This window comes from Nocardioides sp. NPDC051685 (assembly GCF_044453405.1).
Classification (GTDB): domain Bacteria; phylum Actinomycetota; class Actinomycetes; order Propionibacteriales; family Nocardioidaceae; genus Nocardioides.
On the sequence record NZ_JBITCR010000018.1, the window covers coordinates 34,899 to 55,787 of the forward strand.

Genomic DNA, 20,889 nt, shown 5'->3' on the forward strand with positions numbered 1-20,889 from the left:
ACCAAGAATCGACCCCTCGACACCAAGAATCGACCCCTCGACGTCAGGAATCGACCCTTCGGCGTCAGCGTAGGGCGATGGGGTTCACCGGGGCACCGACGGCTCCGGTGACGCGGAGTGGGGCAGCTGTCAGCAGGAAGTCGTAGCGGCCGTCCTCCGCGCAGGCGGAGGCGAGGCCGTCGAGGTCCCACATCTCGCCCAGGAAGAGGCCGAGGTGCGGGATCGCGACCTGGTGGAGCGGCTGGAAGGCGTCGTCGAACTCGTTGGGACGCACCTCGAAGCCCCAGGTGTCGGTGGCGATGGCCGCGATCTCGGTGCGGTGCAGCCAGTCGGCGGTGGTGAACGACAGGCCGGGCGCCGGTCCCCCGGCGTAGCCGCCCCAGCCCTCGCCGGCAGCGAGGCCCCGGCGGGCCCGGGTGAGCTGCCCGGTGCGTACGACGACGATGTCGCCGCGGGCCACGGCCGCGCTGGCTCCCTGCGCATCGATCGTGCGCTCCAGGTGCTCCTCGGTGATGGCGAACCCGTCGGGGAGCTCGCCGTCGGTCCCGACCGCGCGGCCGACGTCGAGCAGCACGCCACGGCCGCAGATCACGTCGGCGACCGTCTCGATCCCGGTGACACCGTCGCCCAGCGAGGTGACCACAGACTCGGCCGGACGGCCGTTCCAGGCGCGCCCGTGGTCGAAGATGTGGCCGAGCCCGTCCCACTGGGTCGAGCACTGCAGCGGCATAGCGATCACGTCGTCGGCGCCGCCGATCCCGTGCGGGAAGCCCTGGACGCCGGCGACCGCGTCGGTGCCGGTGTCGAGCATGGTGTGCACCGGGTTCGTACGCCGCCGCCAGCCGTTCTGCGGCCCGTCCATGTCGAAGGGCAGCGAGAGCGAGTAGGACCGGCCGGTCCTCACCAGCCCCGCGGCCGAGAGCCGCTTGGCGTCGGTGAGGAAGTTCATCGTCCCGCGGACGTCGTCCTCGCCCCAGCGTCCCCAGTTGGAGACCCGGGCGACCGTCTTCGCGATCTCGCCCTCGGGATCGGCTCGGTCCAGGGTCGTCACGACGCGTCCAGCTCGGCGAAGGTGTCGGCGACCCAGTCGGCGATGAAGCCCATGACATGCGGGAGGTGGTCCAGCCCGATGTGCTCGCACGAGCCCTCCTCGGGCGTGAAGATCCGCAGCTCACGCCTGGGGCTGTTGACCGCCAGGTCGTAGGAGCGATGCGCGTAGGAGAGCGGGATCTGGCGATCGTTCTCACCGTGGGCGATGAGGAACGGCACCGTGATCTGCTCGACCACGCCATCGAGCGTGATCGACTCGGCGAAGTCGATGAACGTGTCGATGTCGGGCTGGCCCCACACCCACAGCACGTGGTCCCAGTAGTGCGGCACCGGGTTCTCGCCCTCGCGGTCGAGGCGACGCTTCTGCACCGCGCCCCAGTCGTGGTTGGCGCCCCAGGCGACGCACAGGGCCAGCCGCTTCTCATAGGCAGCCGCCCGAGGCGCGTAGTAGCCGCCCAGCGACCAGCCCACGAGCCCGATCCGGTCGGCGCGGACGTCCGAGCGCGACTCGAGCCAGTCGACGCAGGCCGCGGCCCAGGCCTCGGTGTCGACGCGCGCGGTGAGCCCGTCGAGACGCAGCGCCTCCCCGGCGCCACCGCAGTCGACCATCAGCGTCGAGATGCCGCGAGCGGCCAGCTCGGTGTGGACGCCGGCGCCGACCATCATCTCCTTGGTCGAGTCGAGCCCGTTCCACACGATCATGGCCGGGGCCGGCGTCCCGTCTCCGGGAGCCGGGTGGAAGTAGGCGGGCAGGCTGGTCTCACGGCCGTTCTCGACGTACGGCACGGCGACCTTCACCGTCGGCTGGTCGAGCAGCTCGAAGGAGCGGACGAGCAGGTCGACGCTGCGCTGGTACTCGGCGTTGCGGCCCGGGTCCTTCGCGCTCTGCATCCGCTCGGCCTGGGAGACGTAGACCGAGGCGCGGAAGAGCTTCTGCCCCGCCGTACGCCGATGGCCGGCCTTCTCGGCCTCGCCGGCCTGCTCCTCGAGCTGGTCGGCGACCCGCCGCCAGGCGGCCATGAACTCGGCGGTGCCCACGTCGGATCCCTGCGCCGCCAGCTCTCGCAGCGGCCGGCAGGCCCGGTCGACCTCGTCGATCAGCCCGCCGGAGTTGAGCGTGGCGACCACGCCCAGGTTCCAGACGTAGTTGCCGGGAAAGTACTCGAACATCTCTTGTCCTCTTCTGATGGATGATTCTCAGCGCAGGGCGTCGGAGACGGCCTTGGCGCCCGCGTGCGAGGCGACCCCGCCGTCGACGGGGATCTCGGCACCGGTGACGTACGCCGCCCCGTCGCCGAGCAGGAAGACCACGACCGACGCCACCTCCTCAGGGGTGCCGACGCGGGCGAGCGGAGTAGCCGCGACCGAAGCCGCCCGGAACGCAGCAGGGGCGGAGGCGGTCATGGCGGTCTCGATGAACCCGGGATGCACGGCGTTGACGCGGATCCCCCGCTCCCCCAGCTCGAGCGCCGCAGTGTGCGTCAGCCCGCGAACGGCCCACTTGCTGGTGGTGTAGGCCACCGGGTAGTGCCCCTGCAGCGCGGCGAGCGACCCGATGGTGACGATCGACCCGCCGGGCGGCATCAGCGGCGCCAGCGCCTGGATCCCGAGCAGCGGCCCGAGCACGTTGACGTCGTGGGCGTCCCGCATGTCGGCAACGCTCGCGGCGCCGACCCGGGCGCGGCGGGTCACACCGGCACAGCTCACCAGCCCGTGGACCGGTCCGGCGAGCTCACCCACCAGGTCGGCCCAGCCGTCCTCGTCGCGGACGTCGAGGGGCCGTACGCCGGGCGCGGTCTCGCGGTCGACGCCCACCACCGTCCCGCCCGCCTCGGCCACCGCGGCGGCGACCGCCGCCCCGATCCCCGAGGCGGCACCGGTGACCACGACCGTACGTCCGTCCAGCGAGGTCATCGCGGCACTTCCCGGGCAGCCGTCCGTGCGGCCGTCCGAGACGCACCGTCGCGGCGGCGGACCGGCGGCAGCTGGGGCGCGGGCGGCGCGACCGCGACGGTGTTGGTGAGGGTGCCGATGCCCTCGACCTCGAGGGTGACCTCGTCACCGGGCTGCAGCGGCTTCGGCTCCTGCGAGCCATGACGGCCCCACAGCTCGGCCAGGCACCCGCCGTTGCCGACCGTGCCCGAGCCGAGGACGTCACCGGCGACCACGCGGGAGTCGCGGGAGGCGTACGCGATCATCGTCTCGAAGGTCCAGCCGACGTTCGAGAGGCGGTCGCGGCCGACCTCGGTGCCATTGACCGACACGGTGCAGAGCAGGTCGAGGAAGCCGTCCTCGTCCTTGTGTGGTTCGAGCTCGTCGGCGGTCACGATCCATGGCCCGAGCGTGGTCGCGAAGTCCTTGCCCTTGGCCGGCCCGAGACCGACCTGCATCTCACGGCCCTGCAGGTCGCGGGCCGACCAGTCGTTGAGGATCGTGTAGCCGAAGACGTACGCCCCGGCCGCCTCGGGCGGGACCGACCTGCCCTCGGCGCCGATGACCACCGCGACCTCCAGCTCGAAGTCCCGGGACTCGCAAACCGCGGGGAACGGGACCTCCGCATCCGGACCCAGGATCGCGTGCGGGTTGGTGAAGTAGAAGGCCGGCGCGTCGTACCACGCCTCGGGGACGCCGACCGCGCCGTCGACCGAGCGGCGTACGCCCTCGACGTGCTCCTCGAAGGCGACGAAGTCGCGCACCGAGGCGGGCTCGAGCGGCGCCAACAGCTCGACCTCGGCGAGGTCGAGAGGATCCGCCGCCCGGGCATGCTCGGCGGCACGGTCGAGCACGTCGCGACCGGCGGCGATCAGCGTACGCATGGAGTGCCGGACGGCGAACGGGTACAGACCGTCGTCGGTGACCAGCCCGACGCGCGGCACCCGCAGGCCGCGGTCCAGATAGGTGGCGAGCTTCATCGAGTCCTCCTCAGACCGGCGGGGCGACGAAGACGCCCTTGTCCGGGTCGTTGAAGGACCTGCCCGCGACCAGCTCGTTCATCGGGTTGGCGGTGCCCCACTGGTCGGTGACCTCAGGGTCGCTGAAGTCGTAGAGGTGCGGGTGCCAGGTGTCCTCGACGAGCTCCTCGAGCTCGGTGGTGTACTCGATGGTGTTGCCGTGCGGGTCGAGGAAGTAGCTGAAGGTGTTGTTGCCGGCCAGGTGCCGCCCCGGCCCCCAGATCTTCTCCACGCCGGCGCGCAGCAGCCGCCCGGTGCCACGCATGTACTCGTCCAGCCCGCGCATCTCGAAGGAGGCGTGGTGCAGCGCGACGTGCGGCCCCCGGGCGATCGCGAGACTGTGGTGGAACGTGTTCGTACGCAGGAACCACATCATCGAGCCCATCCGCGGGTGCATCAGGGTGTCGGAGAGCGCGAAGCCGAGGTGGCGCTGGTAGAACGCCACGGTCTGCTCGGGGTTGGGCGAGTTGATGACGACGTGGGAGAGCTTGACCGGGACCGACTCCCCCTCCTCGATCTTCCGATGTTGACGCACGGCAACATCGCAGGAGACCTCGACCGTACGTCCGTCGTTGTCGAAGAAGCGGAGGCCGTAGCCGCCACCCGGGGTCAGCACCGGGCCGGGCTCGCTGACGAGCTGCACCCCCGCGCGACCGAGCCGCTCGGCCATCGCGTCCACGTCGGCCGGGCTCGCCGCACCGAAGGCGATCAGATCGAGGCGCTTGTCGTCGGCGCGGCGCAGGCGGACGGCGTAGTGCTCCGGCGACCCCTCCGCGGCCAGGAAAGCCAGGCCGCCGTCGGTCGTCTCGGCCTTGAGCTTCCAGGTGTTCGTGTAGAACTCCAGCTGCCGCTCGTAGTCGGGCACGGCCAGGTCGACGTGGCGCAGGTGGGTGATCAGCCGCTCGGCGGGCGGGGTCTCGATAACAGGGTCGGTCACGGGATTCTCCTTGGTGAGGTAGATGACGTCAGGCCGGGTCGCTGACGAGGGTGGCGACGCGGGCCATCAGGCCTGGTACGTCACCGCGCTCGTGCGTCTTCAGCCAGGTGCAGAGCTGGAGCGAGGCCTCGACGACGGCCTTCGCGCGGGGCAGCCGGCGCTCGGTGAACGCGGGCCAGACCGCGTCCAGGTCGTCGGCAGCGAGGAGCAGCTCGGCGAGCACGGCGGCGTCCTCGAGCGCCTGGGCGGCGCCCTGGGCGAGGGTCGGTGGGCAGCTGTGGGCGGCGTCGCCGACGATCACGACCCGGCCGCGGTTCCACGGGCCGTCGACGACGTGGCTCTCGAAGTGGGTGTGGTTCACCCGCTCGGCGTCGGTCAGGGACGCCCGGATCGCGTCCCACGGCCCGTGGTACGCCTCGGCGAGCTCGCACATCACCGCCAGTCCCTCCTCGGCCGACAGACCGCTCCGGTCCTGGGCCGGCTCGACGACGTAGGCGTAGAGGCTCTCCTCCGAGGTCGGGCAGTAGCCGGCGATGTAGGACGGTCCGCCGTAGAAGAGGTCGGTGCGGGTGACCTCGGCCGGTCGCCGGGTGAAGGCGCGCCAGATGCCCATCCCGACCGGCTCGGGCTCGACGTCGATGCCGATCGCCCGGCGGGTCCAGGACCGCACCCCGTCGGCGCCGACGACGAGGTCGTAGCGGCCGTGCGACCCGTCGGCGAAGGCGACGTCGACGCCGGTCTCGTCCTGCTCGATGCCGGCCGGGACCACCCCGAAACGCACCTTGGCGCCGGCCGCGACGGCCCGGTCGGTCAGGATCCGGGCCAGCGCCGGGCGGTACATCCCCATCGTCGCCGGCAGGTCCTGCCCGCCGGTGCGGTGGTCCTCGAGCTCGACCAGCAGGCTGCCCGCCGGGTCGGGCGCGCGCAGCCCGAGGGTGTCGTACCCGTAGCCCTCCGCACTCACCTGCTCCCACACACCGAGGTCGCGCAGCACCCGAAGCGCGTTGCCCTGAAGCGTGATCCCTGAGCCGAGCGCGGAGATGTCCGGCTTGGCCTCGACGAGATCGACCGAGACGCCGCGCTCGGCGAGCAGGATCGCGGTCGCCGTCCCGGCGGTTCCGGCACCGATGACGAGAACCGAGCTGATGGCGGGCATGAGATCTCCCTGGATGTGCGGGGGTGGAGTGACGTACACCACTCTCGCCGCCGCGGAACTATTCAGGAAGAGCAGATCTCCTATCCCGTCTATACACGGTGTTTATAGTCAGAGCATGGCCACCGATCCGCTCCGCAACCTCGATCTCAACCTGCTGCTCTCCCTGGACGCGCTGCTCGAGGAACGCAACGTGACCCGCGCGGCGGAGCGGCTCGGCCTGAGCCAGCCGGCGGTCTCGGCGGCGTTGCGGCGCCTGCGCCGTCACTTCGGCGACGACCTCCTCGCCCGCACCGGCAACCGCTACGACCTCACCCCGCTCGCCGCCCAGCTCCGCGCGACCACCACCACCGCGCTGGCCGGCGTACGCCGGGTCTTCGAGGCCGAGCCCGGCTTCGACCCGGAGACCTCGACGCGCGAGTTCACCGTGGTCGCCTCGGACTACTCCACGACCGTCCTCGGCGATCATCTCGCCACCGAGGTGGCCCGGGAGGCCCCCGGCGTACGCCTGCGGTTCCAGCTGCAGACCCACGCCGACGTCGACCAGGCACCGGAGTCACTGCGGCACGTGGACGGGATGGTCCTCCCCCACGGCTTCGTCCACGAAATGCCCGCGGTCGAGCTCCACACCGACAGCTGGGTGCTGGTCGTCTCCGCCGACAACGACGCGGTCGGCGACGAGATCACCATGGAGCAGCTCGCCGAGATGCCGTGGGTCGTCACCCACCACGCCCCGACCGCCTTCACCCCGGCCGTACGCCAGCTCAGCATGATCGGGGTCGAGCCCGACGTCCACGTGGTGACCGAGAGCTTCCTCCCGGTCCCGTTCCTGGTCGCCGGGACCCCGCGCATCGCCCTGCTGCAGCGCCAGCTCGCCCTCCGGCTGACCGGGGCCGCCGCCGTCCGCACCCTCGACTGCCCCTGGGACGTCCTTCCGCTCAAGGAGGCGTTCTGGTGGCACCCCGCTCACCGTGCCGACCCGGCACACGGCTGGCTGCGCCGGATGATGGCACGCGCCGCGGCGGATCTGAATCAGCCGGACTGATCTCCAGCTATCGACGGGGCTGATACCCAGCAGAAGCAGGTTTGGCTTCCGCAATACCTCCTGGGTCTCTCACGATTCTGTGACTGCTGTCACATCGTCTCGGCCTGATCCATGGGAGACCCCATGCCCGACACCATCACGCCCGTCCGGCGAGCCGGACGCCCCCAGGGCTTCCTGCTGATGTTCATGAGCTGCCTTCCGGTCCTCGGTGCCGTGCTGCTCGCTCCCGTCCTGCCGCGGATGCAGGACCACTTCGGCAACAGCGGCGCCGCGACCGCGCTGGTGCCGCTCTCCCTCACCGTCCCGGCGCTGATGATCGCGCTGCTGGCGCCGTTCGCGGGCAGCATCGTGGACCGGTTCGGTCGCAAGCGACTGCTGCTGACCGGCCTGGCGGTCTACGCCGTCTTCGGCACCGCTCCGCTGTGGCTGGACGGACTCGCCGCCATCGTGCTCAGCCGCGCCGGGGTCGGCGTCGCCGAGGCGGCGATCATGACCTGCTGCACGACGCTGATCTCCGACTACTTCTCCGGCACCGAGCGCGACCGCTGGCTCGGCATGCAGACGGTGTTCGCGGCGCTGTCGGCCACCGCGTTCTTCGCCATCGGCGGTGCCCTGGGCGCCCAGGACTGGCGCACCCCGTTCTGGCTCTACGCCTCCAGCCTGCTCTTCCTCGTTCTCGCCGCAGCGCTCGTCTGGCAGCCCGCCGGCGAGACCGCTCGACCCGGTCAGCACACACCCCTCCCGCCGCTGCCCACCCGCGCCCTCGCGCTGCCGTGCGCGGTCAGTGTCGTCGGCGGCATCGTCTTCTACACCCCGATCGTGGAGCTGCCCTACGTGCTCGACGCGGCCGGGATCACCGCCGTCCCCGTCATCGGCGCGTTCACCGCGCTGGCCTCGCTCGCGACGGCCGGAGGTGCGTACGCCTTCGGCCGGGTCTCCCGCCGCGGCACCGCGACGCTGCTGCCCATCGCCTTCGGGCTGGCCGGGACCGGCCTGGTCGTGCTCGGCACCACCTCGGTGGTGCCGGTCATCGTGCTCGGCGCGGTCATCGCCTCGGCCGGCACCGGCCTGATGCTGCCCACCCTGCTCGTCTGGGCGCAGTCCGGGCTCACCTTCGAGCAGCGTGGCCGTGGCACCGGCCTGTGGACCGCTGCCCTGTTCCTCGGCGAGTTCGTCTGCCCGCTCATCATCGTCGCCTTCACCGGCGCCCTCGGCAGCCTCGGTGCCGCCGTCGTCCTGGTCGGTGCCGTCGCCGTCGTCCTCGCCCTCTTCACCCGCCGCGTCCTCACTCGTGACCTGGGACGCGACACGGTCGAGGCGACCTGAGCACCTGGAGAGTTGCGAGGCGTGGCATCCTGACCCGCATGCCAACGAGCCTGCCACGCCTCGCCTTCGCTCTCATCGCCCTTCTGGCCGCGCTTCTCGTGATGACCTCGTGCGGCGACGAGGACCCGACCAAGGGACGTACGCCGCAGCAGGTGCTCGCGGCGGCGCAGAAGCACCTCGACGAGACGAGCGGGATCAACTTCTCGATCGCCTCCGACGACCTGCCCGAGGGCATCACGACGCTGAAGGCCGCGACCGGGACCCTGACCCGCAAGCCGGCGTTCGAAGGCACGCTGACCGTGCCCGTGATGGGCGCCGAGGCGCAGGTCGAGGTGGTCTCGGTCGACGGCGTCGTCTACGCGAAGCTGCCGTTCACGACCGCGTTCCAGAAGGTCGACCCCGCCGACTACGGCGTGCCCGACCCGGCGGCGCTGATCGCGCCGGAGACCGGCATCTCCTCGCTGCTCTCGGCGACCGAGGGCGTGAAGATCGGCAAGTCGGTGCGCGGCGGCGCCGACAACGACGAGATCCTCTCGACCTACACCGGCACGCTCCCGGACACGGCGGTCCAGAAGATCCTCGCCGGCGCGGCCGGCGACTTCGACGTCACCTACGTCGTCAACGACTCCGACGAGCTCACCGAGGCCACCATCAAGGGCCACTTCAGCGGCGAGGGTGAGGCGGCGTACTCCTACACGATCGACGTGACCGAGTACGACGTGGAGAAGGAGATCGCCAAGCCGTGAGAGCGGTCCTCTGGCTCGCTGCGATCGCGGTGGCTTTCGCCGCCGCGGACACGTACGTCGTCGTGCTGGCGCTGCCGGACATGATGGCGGGCGTCGGGCTCTCGATCGAGGAGCTGCAACGGGCCGCGCCGCTGATCTCGGGCTTCCTGCTGGGCTATGTGGCCGTGCTGCCGCTGATCGGGCGCCTGGCCGACCTCCTCGGACATCTGCCGGTGCTGGTCGGCGGGCTGGTGGTCTTCGCTCTGGGCTCGTTCCTGACCGCCCTCTCGTGGGACCTCGCGGCGATGGTGGTCGGCCGGTTCTTCCAGGGGCTGGGCGGCGGTGCGCTGGTGCCGGCGACCCTGGCGCTGGTCGCGGCGCTCTATCCCGTCGACCGCCGCGGCGTGCCGCTCGGGCTGGTCTCGGCGGTCCAGGAGCTCGGCTCCGTGCTCGGGCCGCTCATCGGCGCGGTGGTGCTCGCCCTCGCCGACTGGCGGGCGATCTTCCTGCTCAACCTCGTCGTCGGCGTCGTGCTGGCGGTGGCGATCCGGCGGCTGGGCCGCACGGACACCGCGTCCGGCCGGTCCGGCCGGCCGGACCTGATCGCGCTGCTGCTGTTGCTCCTCGCCGGCGTCGCGTTCGTCCTCCTCGCGATCGAGCCGACCGCCCTCGTCCAGGACCTGACCTGGGGTGCGCTCTATGTGCCCGCGGCCGGGTCGACGCGCTGGCTGACCCCGCTGGGCCTGGCCACGATCGTCGCCACTCTCGGCTGCCTGCTGAAGTGGGCCCTGCAGCCGGGCGTACGCCGCGTGCTCGGCCGGATCAGCGCCGAGGTCGATCTGCTCGGGGCGCTGCTGCTCTCGATCGCCCTGGCCGGGGTGATCCTCGCCTTTGCGACCGCCGACCCCGAGGTGGCGGTCTTCTCCGAGCAGGGCACCTGGTACCTGGTCGCCGGCGGGCTGGCGCTGCTCGGGTTCGTCTTCCACCTGCGCCGGGCGCAGGACCCGATCGTGCCGCGCGGCGCGTTCGCGCGGATGCCGGCGTGGGGCTCGGTGCTGGTCTCGTTCTTCGTCGGAGCGGCCTTGGTGGCGGCGCTGATCGACGTGCCGCTCTTCGCGCGCACCACCATCTACGGCGACAGCCAGCTGAAGGCGGCGCTGGTGCTGCTGGAGTTCCTGGTCGCGCTGCCGGTGGGTGCCATCGCGGGCGGCTTCCTCACCCGGCGGCTGCCCGCGGGCGTGATCGCCGGCGGCGGGATGCTGCTGGCGGCGGTGGCCTTCGTGTTCATGGCCCGCTGGGACGCCGACGCGCTGCGCTCGTTCGCGGCGACGGTCGTCCTGGTCACCGGCGGTCTCGGGTTCGGGCTCGCCCTGGCGCCGGTCAACGCGGCGATCCTGGCCACGACCGAGCAGTCGATGCACGGCCTGACCACGTCCTTCACCGTGGTCGCCCGCATGGTCGGCATGCTGGTCGGCATCTCGGCACTGACCACCCTCGGCCTGCGCAGCTACTACGCCGCCCAGGCCGACCTGCCGGCGCTGTCGTCGGTGTGCACCGGCGGCGGTATGTGCGAGGAGTACCAGGACCTGCTCATCGGCGCCGCCATCGCCCAGGAGCACACCGTCTTCGCCGGCGCCGCGGTCTGCGCCGCGATCGCCGCCGTCCTCGCCGTGGTCCTGCTGCGGGGCGCCCCGACCCGTGCACTGTCGCCGAGCGAGACCGTCACCGCGCTGTAGCCGGGCCCGCTACCCGATCCGGATCCGCAGCCGCTCGCGGGTAGGGATCCGGGGATAGGTGCTCCCGCGCTCCACCACGCTCCAGGTGGCACCGGCGAAGACCTCGACAGTGGCGGCGATCATCGCGATCGTGGAGGGCTCACCGGGACACCGATGGGCCCACGGCCGGATCTCCCCCGCCCTGCGGCACGAGCTCGAACGCGTCGACGTCGCGGGCACAGCGCCCGAGCGCCGGATGAGCGACGAGTCGTAGAAACGGCGTACGGAGGCGGGACCGCTCACGACCAGGGCATCGTCCCCGAGGAGCTTGACCGGGCAGGCCGGCGGCTCGCCGGCCCGCCGCCGAGCATCGGGGATCGCGTGGTAGCCGTGCCGGAACAGGTCTGCGGCGAGATCGCGGGTCATCCGTGGGCTCCCGTCAGGAACCGCTGGTGACCCGGTCGCTCACGCCCCTCACCCCCACCGCATGGGCACAGTGGGCACAGCAGAACATGTGCTCCTCGTTCTGCACCCCGTGCCCGAGGATGCGGGTGCCGCAGTTGACGCACACCGGCGCGATCACGGACACGGCGCACTCGATCGAGTCGAAGACATGATGCTCACCCGAGGCCGTGATCACCTCGAAGCTCTCGTCGTACTCGTTGCCGCAGGTGGCGCACTTACCCATGGTGGGTCCTTTCCATCGACTTCACACCGGACGCCGCGCGGCCCGGGACCCTCGGGGGCACCGGGCCGCACGGTGTCAGGTGAAGATGCTCACCCCACCGGGGCCGACCAACAGACCGACCACGATGAGGACAGCTCCCCACAGGATTTGGCCACGGACCAGCGCAAGGATGCCGCCGATCACCAGGACTGCCGCGATCAGCCATAGAAGTAGTGCCATTCGGATCTCACCTCGGTGTGTAGTTGTTGCGGGGGGCAGCTCGGACGGTCCCGTCCAAGCGGCTTCGGAGCAGGGCCTTCGCCTCCTCGGCACCCTGCATGTATTGCGTCCAGCCCACCCGGTACCCAGCCACGCGCCCCACATGCCCGCAGCTTCCGCCCGGCTCACACAGCGCTGCCGGCGACGACGGAAGCGAGCACGTCGTCCCAGTCGGCGAGGAACCGGTCCAGGCCGTAGCGCCGCTTGGCATGCCGGCGGCCGATCAGACCGGCCTGCTCGGCGACGTCGGGGTCCTTCATCAGATGGCGTACGGCGGGGACGATCTCGTCGCGGCGAGTGGTGACGAAGCCGGCCTCGTGCGGCACCGCGAGCGGCGTCTCGGTCGTGGCCAGGGCCACGACCGGCATGCCGAGGTGCATCGCCTCGATCAGCGACAGGCCCAGCGAGGTCCAGCGGTTGAGGTCGACGTAGACGCGACGCCGCGGAAGGTGGTCGTGCAGGTCACGCTGCGAGAGATTCTCGTACGTCCGCAGCCCCTGGTACCCGGGCAGCTGCTCGACACGCATGCCGAAGACGTCGGCGCCGACGCCCTCGGCCAGCGCCGGGATGAGGTCGGCGCCGACCGAGCGGCCGCGGCGTACCGGATCGTTGACGACCACTCCGGCTCGCTCGATGTCGCCCGTGTAGCGGCGGCCCGGGTCGACGATGCCGTGCTCGATCACCGTGGTCGGGGTGCCGCCGCAGTCCCAGACGAGGTCGTTGAAGCCGGTCACGTGCACGATCGGGATGTCGCCGCCCGCCATCGGGTGACGGGTGTCGGGGACGCCGCCGGCCGGGGTGTCGTGCTCCAGGTAGACCGCGGGGACGTCGCGTCCCGGCCGCCGGCCGCCGAGCCACCGCTCGGCCAGGTCGACCTCGTGCGGGCGCTGCAGGACGACGACGTCGACCTCCTCCTCACCGAGGGCCTCGGCGGCCACCTCGCGGGCGGCCGGGGGCCACTCCCAGGTGCGGGCGCGGCCGAGACCGTCGGGGCCATGGTCGCGCGTCACCGGGAGGAGGTAGTCGTGGCGACCGTGCACGAACGCCGTCGTCCAGGCGTCGTGCAGGTGCCAGATCAGGATTCTCATTCCCTGTCGGTGCCCGGGAGCGCCTTCGGTGATGCGGTGCGGCGGCACAAAGTTCTGGGGAATCTCACCCGAAGGGGTGGTTGCGGGTCCGCCGGTGCACACCCGCGAGGGTGAAGTTTCCTCCCGAGCCGTTGGGAGAGGGCCGAGACGGGCACCAGCAACACATGACGACGACAACTTTCGAGACAGACCTACCCCGTGCCGAGCGCCAGCGTCTGACCTCGGAGCTGTTGGCGCAGGCACACGACGCGGAAGGAGAGGAGCAGGACCGGATCCTCGAGGAGGTGATCCTGCTCAACGCAGCGGTCGCCCGTTCGATCGCCCACCGCTACACGGGCCGCGGCATCCCCCGTGCCGACCTGGAGCAGGTGGCGTACGTCGCCCTGGTCCGGGCGGCGAAGAGCTTCCATCCGGACCGTGCCGACGACTTCCTCACCTATGCCGTGCCCACGATCCGCGGTGAGGTGAAGCGCTGGTTCCGCGACCACGGCTGGACCGTACGACCGCCGCGACCCATCCAGGAGCTGCAGAGCACGCTGCTCCGGATCGGCTCCGAGCGTGGCAACCTGCCCACCTCCGAGCTGGCTGAGATCGCCCACGTCCCGGAGCAGAAGGTTCGCGAGGCTCTCGACGCCCGCGGCTGCTTCACCCCTTCCTCGCTGGACGCCCCGCTGCGCTCGAGCGAGTCGCAGTCCTCGTCGGAGGCCACCATCGGCGACATGCTGCCCGGCATCGACGGCGGACTCGCCGACTGCGAGACCCGTCTGGCCCTGGAGCAGGCGGTCCACGTGCTCTGCCCTCGCGACCAGCTCGTGGTCCGGCTGCGCTTCATCGAGGACCGCAGCCAGGCCGAGATCGGCGAGGCCATCGGCGTCACCCAGACCCAGGTCTCCCGGATCCTGACCCGGATCATCGACGAGCTGCGCGAGCAGCTCGAAGACGTCGGAATCGCCGCATGACACGTATCCACGACGGGTACAGGGACCCCAACAGCCGCCCGAGACATAGGAGATCTGGCATGACGTACTCAACGATCACCGGCGAGCGCGACGACACCGCCCAGCGCTCGCTGTGGAACGGCACGCCCAAGACCAAGTGGCAGGAGTCGTCCTGGGGCAAGCGGATCGCGGCTGTCGCCGCTGTCCTCGTACCGGTCCTGATGACGGTCGCCACGACCGTCGTCCGCAAGAAGGGGACCGACGCTCTGATGCGAAAGTTCAAGGCAGGTGGGAAGAAGTGAGGACGAAACGAAACCTCTTCACCTTCGCCCTGGGTGGCGCAGCCGGCTTCATCGTCGGCCGCTACCCCGCCGCAACCTACGAGACTCTACGCGACGGAGCCGGCGCGACCCTGGGCATGGCACGTAAGCGGATCGGCACGATGCCCCTCCCCTTCGGTCACACCGGCGACCACCGGGCTCGCAGCGCAGCTCCCACGGAGGCCGTTGACGACATCGAACGTACGTCGGCGGCGTACGTCTCTCGGCCGCACCCGTAGTCTCCCCGTCGTCGTTCGACCCCTCGGCGGCTGTCGGCTCTTCGGAGCTGATGGCCGCCGAGCCATCACCGGCCCGCGACAGGCCAGAGCTCGACACGTCAGGGCTACCGCCCGACAGCCTTCTCGAGCTCGGCCTTGTTCATCTTCGAACGCCCCTTGACGTTCTTGTCCTTTGCTTCCTCGTACAGCTGAGCCTTGGTACGCCCACCAGGGCCGCGGTGACTGCGCAAGCCACCGCGGCGGCCTGAGGAGATGTCCTTGGTCGACGTACGGCTCCGCTCGCGGGACTCGCCCCCACGGGCACGCTCCTTGTTGACCGTACGGGCCGCGATCTCCTCGGCGGTGTCCTCGTTCTCGCCGCGCTCGAGCAGGCCTTCCTTGATGTGCTCGTACTGTCGTTCTCGCTTCTTGCTCCAGGCGCGCTGCGGCATCTCAGCTCCTCCTTCTCCGCTGGTCGAGGCGCTCCTCGTCCTCGGCCACGTGCTTGTTGCGACGGGCGTCGAGCGCCCAAGCCGCGATACCGACCAGGACGACGACCAACCCGATCACACTGAAGATGACAACTTGGGTGCTCATGGGCAGACCGGTACCCAGAACCGGTCCGGCTCACGCGGTGACCATCACGCGCATCCGGCGGATGATCCGGGCGAGCGCACGGGAGACCTGGGCCTGGGTGGCCCCGATCCGCTCGCCGATCTCGGCCTGGCTGAGGCCCTCGACGAAGCGCAGTCGGATGATCATCCGGTCAGCCTCGTCGAGCCGGTCGATCGCATCCTCGACCATCACCCGCGCCTCCGCCTGCTCAAAGCCGGGGTCGGGCGCGCCCAGCTGCTCGGCGAGCGGTCCGTGGGTGTCATCGTCGAGGGGCTGCGTACGCACCCCGCGGGCCATCTCACGGAAGCAGTGACGCATCTCGCCGTTGGCCACCGGGACGGCATAGCTCAGGAACTCGCCCCGAGCGGGGTCGTAGCGGCGCGCGGCCTTCACCAGCCCCATCCTCGCGGCCTGGCGGAGGTCGTCGATCTCGACGCCGCGTCCCGCGTAGCGCGCGGCCAGGGAACGTGCCACCGGGAGGTGACGTACGACCAGGTCTTCCTCCCGCTGCAGCGGCACCGGAACGGCGGATGACTCCTGCGTCTTGTCCATGATCCGAGTCTGTCGCGCGGACCGGTCAGAACCATCGCTTCGGAAGAGAAATGACCCCCAGGGGTGAGCACAACCCCCACAGCACACTCACCCCTGAGGGTTAGAACCGCGGTCCCGGGTCCGTTGCCGAGACCGCGGCACCGACAGTGCATCGTGGTGTCAGCCCCATGCCGAAGCAGGCGGGAGTCACCCTGAGTGCTCTGTCGATACGGTATCGGTAACCATCCGGGCAGCCACCGATGCGCTCGATTCCGGAGAATTCTCATCGGGTGGCGCGAACCCATGCGTGATCGCCCAGCTGACCGCCTGGCTGCGGGTGGCGACGCCGATCTTGCGGTAGGTCTGCCGGATGTGGCTCTTGAGCGTGTTGACGCTCAGAACGAGCTTGGCGGCGATCTCGTTGTTGGAGAGTCCCTGGGCGATCAGCGCGATCACCTCGACCTCGCGGGTGGTGAGCCCGGCGACCGTCCCCAATCGGTCATGCTGCTCGCCGATCGGCTCGCCGGCTGCGGTGAGCTCGATGCTGCGTACGAGCTCTCCGGCGTGCACGCTCATCGAGACCCACGCCTTCGCCCCGAGCGAGTAGGCCTTGGCGCGCAGATCGGGGCGCATGTCGCGGCTGAAGATCAGGACCTTGGCGTCGGTCTCGCGCAGCAGGTGCGTCAGATCGGAGCCGTCGGCCAGGTGCAGACCGAGGGTGTCGTAGAGGATCACGTCGACGCCCGGCGCCCGGCTGCGAACCGACGGCAGCGCGGTCACGACCAGCCGGTCCGGATAGTCCGCGAGCATGGTGGTGAGCCCGCGCATGACAACCTCTTGCGGGCTGACCACCGCTACCCGCACAACCCCCGACCTCATCACTCCTGAACCTTCTCAGATCGGTGGTCGCTTGGACAGGTGTATGGCCAGAACACGCCGTGGGTACCAGGGCTTTTGTACATCCGACCCTGAGACAGGAGCACCCATGTCCCACGTGACCGAAGATCTGAAAAAGGCCTCCGCGCTGCCCCAAGGCGACGTGGTCAGGATCCTGCTGCAGCAGCACGCCGGCATCCGCCAGCTCTGCGCGACGGTGCGGAACTCCGAGGGCCCGGCGAAGCGCCAGGCGTTCGACGATCTCCGGGTCCTGCTCGCGGTCCACGAGACCGCCGAGGAGCTCGTCGTCCATCCGGTCGCGTCGGTCCGCGGTGGCGAGACGCTGACCAAGGCGCTCAACGCCGACGAGAAGGAGGCCGCCGAGATGCTGGCGCGGCTCGAGGAGGTCGGTGTCGACAGCCCCGAGTTCGACGAGACCTTCCCGATCTTCCAGATCGCGGTCGAGCAGCACGCCGAGGAGGAGGAGCGCGTCGAGTTCCCGCTGCTTCTCACCACGCTCGGCGAGACCGACCGGCACATGATGGGCAAGCGCCTGACGGCCATCGAGCTGGTCGCGCCGACCCGCCCCCACCCCGGCTCTGCCGGATCCGTTCCCAAGCAGCTGGCCACGATGCCGTTCCACTCCATCGTCGACCGCGTCAAGGACGCGCTGAGCCGGGCGTGACCTAGTCGGGAAGTGGCACAGTGGATGCTGAACAGCATCGAAGTCTTCAGATGGGAGCAGAACGATGGTCGAGAAGGAAACCAAGGACCCCGTGACCGGCGCAGATGAGAGCACCGAGGCCCCGATCCCATTTCCCACCCCGGAACGGGTCGAGGAGGAAGCCTCCGACTACGACCCGCAAGACGAGACCGAGGAAGAGACCTTCCCCGCCAGCGACCCGCAGTCCAGCTGGGCAGGCCCGGCGGACCCTCGGGACCGCTGACGCTAGGCCAGGCCCCGGCGCTCCAGCAGCGGAGCGATCGGCGCCGGCCGGCCGCGCCACTCCGCGTAGGACTCCAGCGGGTCACGCGTGCCGCCGATGCCGATCACGTAGCGGACGTACGCCTCGCCGTTCTCCCTGGTCAGGCCGCCGTTCTCCTTGAACCACGCGACCGTGTCGGCGTCGAGGACCTCGGACCAGATGTAGGAGTAGTAGGCCGAGGCGTAGCCGCCGAAGATGTGCTTGAAGTACGCCGTGTAGTAGCGCGGGCGCACCGCCGGGTTGTCCAGGCCGACCGCCGCGAGCGCGGCCGCCTCGAACTCATCCACCGCCTCGGGTGAGGTCGGCACGTCGGCCGGGCCGAGCTCGTGCCAGGCCAGGTCGATGAGCGCGGCGGCCAGGTATTCAGAGGTCGCGAACCCCTCGTTGAACGTGGACGAAGCCTCGAGCTTGCCGAGCACGTCGTCCGGGATCGGCTCGCCGGTCTCGTGGTGCACCGCGTAGTTGGCGAGCACCTCGGGCCAGAGCATCCACATCTCGTTGACCTGGGACGGGTACTCGACGAAGTCGCGGTAGACCGACGTCGCCGCGAAGCGCGGATAGGTCGCCTGCGCGAGCAGCCCGTGGAGCGCATGCCCGAACTCGTGGAAGAGCGTGTTGACCTCGTCGAAGGTCAGCAGCGTCGGCTCCCCCGGCGCCGGCTTGGGCACGTTGAGGTTGTTGGTCACGATCGCCGACGGCTCACCCAGCAGCGTGTTGGCGGTGACGTAGGAGTTCATCCAGGCACCGCCCTTCTTCGAGTCCCGGGTGTAGAGGTCGAGCAGGAAGAGCCCGATCGGGTCGCCGTCGCGGGAGACCTCGAAGACGCGTACCTCGGGGTGGTAGCCCTGCAGGTCGGGTCGCTCCTCGAAGGTCAGCCCGTAGAGCTGCCCGGCGGCGAAGAAGACGCCGTCGCGCAGCACCCGGTCGGCCTCGAACCACGGCCGCAGGACGGCCAGGTCGACGTCGTACTCCGAGGCCCGGACCTTCTCGGCGTAGTAGGGCCAGTCCCAGGCTTCGACCGGTCCGCCCGCCGAGGCCTCGAGGGCTGCCTGCTCGGCCCGGGCGTTGCGGGCCGCCGGCGCGGCCAGCCGCTCCAGCATGTCGCGGACGGCCTTCGGCGTGCCGGCGGTGTTGTCGGCGGTCACCAGGCCGGCGTAGCTGTCGAAGCCGAGAAGCTGCGCCTTCTCGGCCCGAAGCCGCAGCGCATCGAGAGCGATGCCTCGGGTGTCGTTGGCGTTGCCGCGCGAGCCCCGGGCGAGCTGCGCCTCGAACAGCCGCTGCCGAAGCTCCCGGTTCTCCAGCACCGACAGGTAGGGGTGGGCGGTGAACAGGGTCAGCGTGATCAGGAACTTGCCGTCCAACCCGCGCCCTGAAGCGGCCGCCGCGGCGGCGGAGATCTCCCCCGGGGTCAGCCCGGCGAGCTCCTCGACGGTGTCGACGACCACGGCGAGGTCGTTGGAGTCGGCCTGCGAGGCCTGCCCGAAGGCCGCCTCCAGCGCGGAGATCTCCTGGTTGAGCTCCCGCAGCCGCGCCTTCTGCTCCGGCCCGAGCGCGGCTCCCGCAAGCACGAAGTCGCGGTGGTAGCGCTCGACCAGATAACGGTCCTCGCCCTCCAGCTCCGCCCGCTTCTCGTAGACCGCGTTCACCCGCGCGAAGAGCGTGTCGTCGAGGAGCAGCGCGTCGTGGTGGGCCGCCAACCGAGGAGCGTACGCAGCATTGAGCTCGTCCAACGCGTCGGAGGAGTCCGCGGAGAGCAGCGAGAAGAAGACCCGCAGGACCCGGTCCAGCCGCTCGCCGGACCGCTCCAGGGCGACGAGGGTGTTCTCGAACGTCGGCTCCTCGGCCGACGAGGTGATGGCGGCCAGCGCCGCCAGCTGCTCGGCCATCCCCTGCTCGATCGCCGGGCCGTAGTCCTCGATCGAGATGTCCGCGAAACGGGGCAGACGGTGGGGCAGGTCGCTGGGCTCGAGTAGGGCGTCGATCACATCGTGCACGCTATCTGAAACACCTCGCGGACGGCCCGTGGATATCGGCTACGTTGGCGTCATGGCCGATTTCGATGACCTGCTTGCCGCGAACCAGACCTACGCCGAGGCGTTCGACAACGGAGGCTTCGACGGCGTCGCCCACGCCGGGGTCGCGATCGTGACCTGCATGGACTCCCGCATCGAGCCGCTCGCCATGCTGGGCCTGCGCCTCGGGGACGCCAAGATCTTCCGCAACCCCGGTGGCCGGGTGACCCCGCAGGCGATGGAGGCGCTGGTGCTCGGCGTGCACCTCCTCAACGTCAAGCGCATCCTGATCGTGCCTCACACCCGCTGTGCGGTCGCCTCCAACACCGAGGCCGAGCTTCGTGCCAAGCTCGCCGATTCCGCCGGCCAGGACGCCTCCTGGCTCCACCTGCACGTCGTCGACGACCAGGTCCGTGCGCTCGCGGAGGACGTCGCCAAGGTCCGCTCGCACCCCTTCGTCCCCGAGGACGTCAAGGTCGGCGGGTTCATCTACGACGTCGACACGGGGCTGCTCAACCAGAAGATCTGACCCGCGGGCCAGGTCCCTGTCCGGAAATGGCATGCACCCCAACCACCCATAGGCAACAGTTGGGGCGTGAGCCTCACAGACCCGGCACAGCGTGAGATCGCCGCCCAGGCGATCGACCTGCACAAGACGTACGGCAAGGGTGCGGCGGAGGTCCGCGCGCTCGACGGCGTGACCCTCGATCTCTACGCCGGGCAGTTCACCGCGATCATGGGCCCGAGCGGTTCGGGCAAGTCGACGCTGATGCACTGCCTGGCCGCGCTCGACAAGCCCACGTCCGGCGAGGTGATCGTGGGCGGTCGCAAGCTCGGCAAGCTGCGCGACCGCCGCCTCACCGCGCTGCGACGCGACAAGATCGGGTTCGTCTTCCAGGCGTTCAACCTGGTGCCGACGCTGACCGCGCAGGAGAACATCCTGCTGCCGCTCTCCCTGGCCAGGAAGAAGCCGGAGAGGGCCTGGTTCGACCAGGTCATCGACACGGTCAACCTCCGCGAGCGGCTCAAGCACAAGCCGAGCGAGCTCTCCGGCGGGCAGCAGCAGCGGGTCGCCTGCGCCCGGGCGCTGGTCTCCAAGCCCGACATCGTCTTCGCCGACGAGCCGACCGGCAACCTCGACTCCACCTCCGCGGCCCAGGTGCTCGACTTCTTGCGCCACAGCGTCGACGACCTCGGCCAGACCATCGTCATGGTCTCCCACGACCCGGTCGCGGCCTCTTACTGCGACCGGGTGGTCTTCCTGGCCGACGGCCGCATCGTCGACGAGCTCGCCAAGCCGAGCCGCGAGGAGATCCTGGCCCACATGGCCGACCTGCAGTCGCGGGCGATGGGGCTGGCCCCGATCGGCGAGGGCGCCTGAGAGTGAACGAGCGTCAGCGAGTGAACCAAACAATCGGCACGCCGCCACGTCCGTACTCTGGCGCTTGCGCAACGGA

General features: G+C 70.4%; 26 protein-coding genes. 11 read left to right on the top strand and 15 right to left on the bottom strand.

The window, feature by feature from the left end:
• Positions 1-64: 64 nt before the first annotated feature.
• From ACIA03_RS28840 to ACIA03_RS28865, 6 genes are read right to left on the bottom strand one after another with little or no spacing between them, the layout of a single operon-like run.
• The gene (locus tag ACIA03_RS28840; protein WP_396988944.1) at positions 65-1,051 is read right to left on the bottom strand and encodes a cyclase family protein; all 987 of its coding nucleotides are present in this window, start codon (positions 1,049-1,051) and stop codon (positions 65-67) included.
• Positions 1,048-2,220: an alpha/beta hydrolase family protein gene (locus tag ACIA03_RS28845; protein WP_396988945.1), complete on the bottom strand. Its 1,173-nt coding sequence runs from the start codon at positions 2,218-2,220 to the stop codon at positions 1,048-1,050. The genes ACIA03_RS28840 and ACIA03_RS28845 overlap by 4 nt, the downstream gene beginning before the upstream one ends.
• Before the next feature lie 27 nt (positions 2,221-2,247).
• Positions 2,248-2,964, bottom strand: a complete 717-nt coding sequence (locus tag ACIA03_RS28850) for an SDR family NAD(P)-dependent oxidoreductase (protein ID WP_396988946.1) — start codon at positions 2,962-2,964, stop codon at positions 2,248-2,250.
• Positions 2,961-3,962 carry a fumarylacetoacetate hydrolase family protein gene (locus ACIA03_RS28855; RefSeq protein WP_396988947.1) on the bottom strand — a complete coding sequence of 334 codons (1,002 nt, stop codon included), beginning with the start codon at positions 3,960-3,962 and terminating at the stop codon, positions 2,961-2,963. The genes ACIA03_RS28850 and ACIA03_RS28855 overlap by 4 nt, the downstream gene beginning before the upstream one ends.
• A 10-nt stretch (positions 3,963-3,972) precedes the next feature.
• Positions 3,973-4,938, bottom strand: coding sequence for a VOC family protein (locus tag ACIA03_RS28860; protein ID WP_396988948.1), 966 nt, complete (start codon positions 4,936-4,938; stop codon positions 3,973-3,975).
• Positions 4,939-4,966: 28 nt separating this feature from the next.
• Positions 4,967-6,094: an FAD-dependent monooxygenase gene (locus tag ACIA03_RS28865; protein ID WP_396988949.1), complete on the bottom strand. Its 1,128-nt coding sequence runs from the start codon at positions 6,092-6,094 to the stop codon at positions 4,967-4,969.
• A 115-nt stretch (positions 6,095-6,209) separates the two neighbouring features.
• Between ACIA03_RS28865 and ACIA03_RS28870 the strand changes: the two genes are divergently transcribed.
• The 4 genes from ACIA03_RS28870 (at position 6,210) to ACIA03_RS28885 (ending at position 10,923) form a co-directional block, all read left to right on the top strand.
• Positions 6,210-7,136 carry a LysR family transcriptional regulator gene (locus ACIA03_RS28870; protein WP_396988950.1) on the top strand — a complete coding sequence of 309 codons (927 nt, stop codon included), beginning with the start codon at positions 6,210-6,212 and terminating at the stop codon, positions 7,134-7,136.
• 123 nt (positions 7,137-7,259) lie between these two features.
• Positions 7,260-8,462: an MFS transporter gene (locus ACIA03_RS28875; protein WP_396988951.1), complete on the top strand. Its 1,203-nt coding sequence runs from the start codon at positions 7,260-7,262 to the stop codon at positions 8,460-8,462.
• A gap of 38 nt (positions 8,463-8,500) precedes the next feature.
• The gene (locus tag ACIA03_RS28880; RefSeq protein ID WP_396988952.1) at positions 8,501-9,208 is read left to right on the top strand and encodes an LppX_LprAFG lipoprotein; all 708 of its coding nucleotides are present in this window, start codon (positions 8,501-8,503) and stop codon (positions 9,206-9,208) included.
• Positions 9,205-10,923, top strand: coding sequence for an MFS transporter (locus ACIA03_RS28885; RefSeq protein WP_396988953.1), 1,719 nt, complete (start codon positions 9,205-9,207; stop codon positions 10,921-10,923). Before ACIA03_RS28880 ends, ACIA03_RS28885 begins: the two co-directional genes overlap by 4 nt.
• A 9-nt stretch (positions 10,924-10,932) precedes the next feature.
• Here ACIA03_RS28885 and ACIA03_RS28890 read toward each other — a convergent pair whose 3' ends face one another.
• The 4 genes from ACIA03_RS28890 to ACIA03_RS28905 all read right to left on the bottom strand — a co-directional run bounded on the left by ACIA03_RS28890 (position 10,933) and on the right by ACIA03_RS28905 (position 12,936).
• Positions 10,933-11,328, bottom strand: coding sequence for a hypothetical protein (locus tag ACIA03_RS28890; RefSeq protein WP_396988954.1), 396 nt, complete (start codon positions 11,326-11,328; stop codon positions 10,933-10,935).
• 13 nt (positions 11,329-11,341) lie between these two features.
• A complete protein-coding gene (locus ACIA03_RS28895; RefSeq protein ID WP_141794039.1) occupies positions 11,342-11,590 on the bottom strand; it encodes a hypothetical protein in 249 nt (82 codons plus the stop codon).
• 75 nt (positions 11,591-11,665) lie between these two features.
• Positions 11,666-11,809, bottom strand: a complete 144-nt coding sequence (locus tag ACIA03_RS28900) for a GPGG-motif small membrane protein (protein WP_008361769.1) — start codon at positions 11,807-11,809, stop codon at positions 11,666-11,668.
• A gap of 164 nt (positions 11,810-11,973) precedes the next feature.
• Complete coding sequence (locus ACIA03_RS28905; RefSeq protein ID WP_396988955.1) at positions 11,974-12,936, bottom strand: glycosyltransferase; 963 nt, start codon at positions 12,934-12,936, stop codon at positions 11,974-11,976.
• A 164-nt stretch (positions 12,937-13,100) separates the two neighbouring features.
• Here ACIA03_RS28905 and ACIA03_RS28910 point away from each other — a divergent pair, with 164 nt between their 5' ends.
• Genes ACIA03_RS28910 through ACIA03_RS28920 form a run of 3 tightly spaced genes read left to right on the top strand, consistent with a single transcriptional unit; the run spans position 13,101 to position 14,433 of the window.
• Positions 13,101-13,895: a sigma-70 family RNA polymerase sigma factor gene (locus tag ACIA03_RS28910; RefSeq protein ID WP_396988956.1), complete on the top strand. Its 795-nt coding sequence runs from the start codon at positions 13,101-13,103 to the stop codon at positions 13,893-13,895.
• Positions 13,896-13,954: 59 nt separating this feature from the next.
• Positions 13,955-14,176, top strand: a complete 222-nt coding sequence (locus ACIA03_RS28915; protein ID WP_396988957.1) for a hypothetical protein — start codon at positions 13,955-13,957, stop codon at positions 14,174-14,176.
• Entirely contained in the window at positions 14,173-14,433 is a 261-nt protein-coding gene (locus ACIA03_RS28920) for a hypothetical protein (RefSeq protein ID WP_396988958.1), read from the top strand. The genes ACIA03_RS28915 and ACIA03_RS28920 overlap by 4 nt, the downstream gene beginning before the upstream one ends.
• Before the next feature lie 104 nt (positions 14,434-14,537).
• Here ACIA03_RS28920 and ACIA03_RS28925 read toward each other — a convergent pair whose 3' ends face one another.
• The 4 genes from ACIA03_RS28925 to ACIA03_RS28940 all read right to left on the bottom strand — a co-directional run bounded on the left by ACIA03_RS28925 (position 14,538) and on the right by ACIA03_RS28940 (position 16,386).
• A complete protein-coding gene (locus tag ACIA03_RS28925; protein ID WP_141794047.1) occupies positions 14,538-14,864 on the bottom strand; it encodes a plasmid stabilization protein in 327 nt (108 codons plus the stop codon).
• A 1-nt stretch (position 14,865) separates the two neighbouring features.
• The gene (locus ACIA03_RS28930; RefSeq protein WP_160146610.1) at positions 14,866-15,009 is read right to left on the bottom strand and encodes a hypothetical protein; all 144 of its coding nucleotides are present in this window, start codon (positions 15,007-15,009) and stop codon (positions 14,866-14,868) included.
• A gap of 30 nt (positions 15,010-15,039) precedes the next feature.
• Complete coding sequence (locus ACIA03_RS28935) at positions 15,040-15,579, bottom strand: sigma-70 family RNA polymerase sigma factor (RefSeq protein WP_396988959.1); 540 nt, start codon at positions 15,577-15,579, stop codon at positions 15,040-15,042.
• Between the two features lie 186 nt (positions 15,580-15,765).
• Positions 15,766-16,386, bottom strand: a complete 621-nt coding sequence (locus ACIA03_RS28940) for a LuxR C-terminal-related transcriptional regulator (protein ID WP_396988960.1) — start codon at positions 16,384-16,386, stop codon at positions 15,766-15,768.
• A 157-nt stretch (positions 16,387-16,543) separates the two neighbouring features.
• Between ACIA03_RS28940 and ACIA03_RS28945 the strand changes: the two genes are divergently transcribed.
• Both ACIA03_RS28945 and ACIA03_RS28950 read left to right on the top strand, forming a co-directional pair.
• Complete coding sequence (locus ACIA03_RS28945) at positions 16,544-17,119, top strand: hemerythrin domain-containing protein (protein ID WP_396988961.1); 576 nt, start codon at positions 16,544-16,546, stop codon at positions 17,117-17,119.
• Between the two features lie 64 nt (positions 17,120-17,183).
• Positions 17,184-17,381 (top strand): hypothetical protein, encoded by a 198-nt coding sequence (locus ACIA03_RS28950; protein WP_396988962.1) that lies wholly within the window; start codon positions 17,184-17,186, stop codon positions 17,379-17,381.
• A gap of 2 nt (positions 17,382-17,383) precedes the next feature.
• Here ACIA03_RS28950 and ACIA03_RS28955 read toward each other — a convergent pair whose 3' ends face one another.
• Positions 17,384-19,405, bottom strand: coding sequence for a M3 family metallopeptidase (locus ACIA03_RS28955; protein WP_396988963.1), 2,022 nt, complete (start codon positions 19,403-19,405; stop codon positions 17,384-17,386).
• Positions 19,406-19,466: 61 nt separating this feature from the next.
• On the opposite strand from ACIA03_RS28955, the gene ACIA03_RS28960 reads away from it, so the two are divergent.
• A complete protein-coding gene (locus tag ACIA03_RS28960; RefSeq protein ID WP_396988964.1) occupies positions 19,467-19,961 on the top strand; it encodes a beta-class carbonic anhydrase in 495 nt (164 codons plus the stop codon).
• Positions 19,962-20,027: 66 nt separating this feature from the next.
• Positions 20,028-20,813 carry an ABC transporter ATP-binding protein gene (locus ACIA03_RS28965; RefSeq protein ID WP_396988965.1) on the top strand — a complete coding sequence of 262 codons (786 nt, stop codon included), beginning with the start codon at positions 20,028-20,030 and terminating at the stop codon, positions 20,811-20,813.
• The last annotated feature ends 76 nt before the right edge of the window (positions 20,814-20,889 follow it).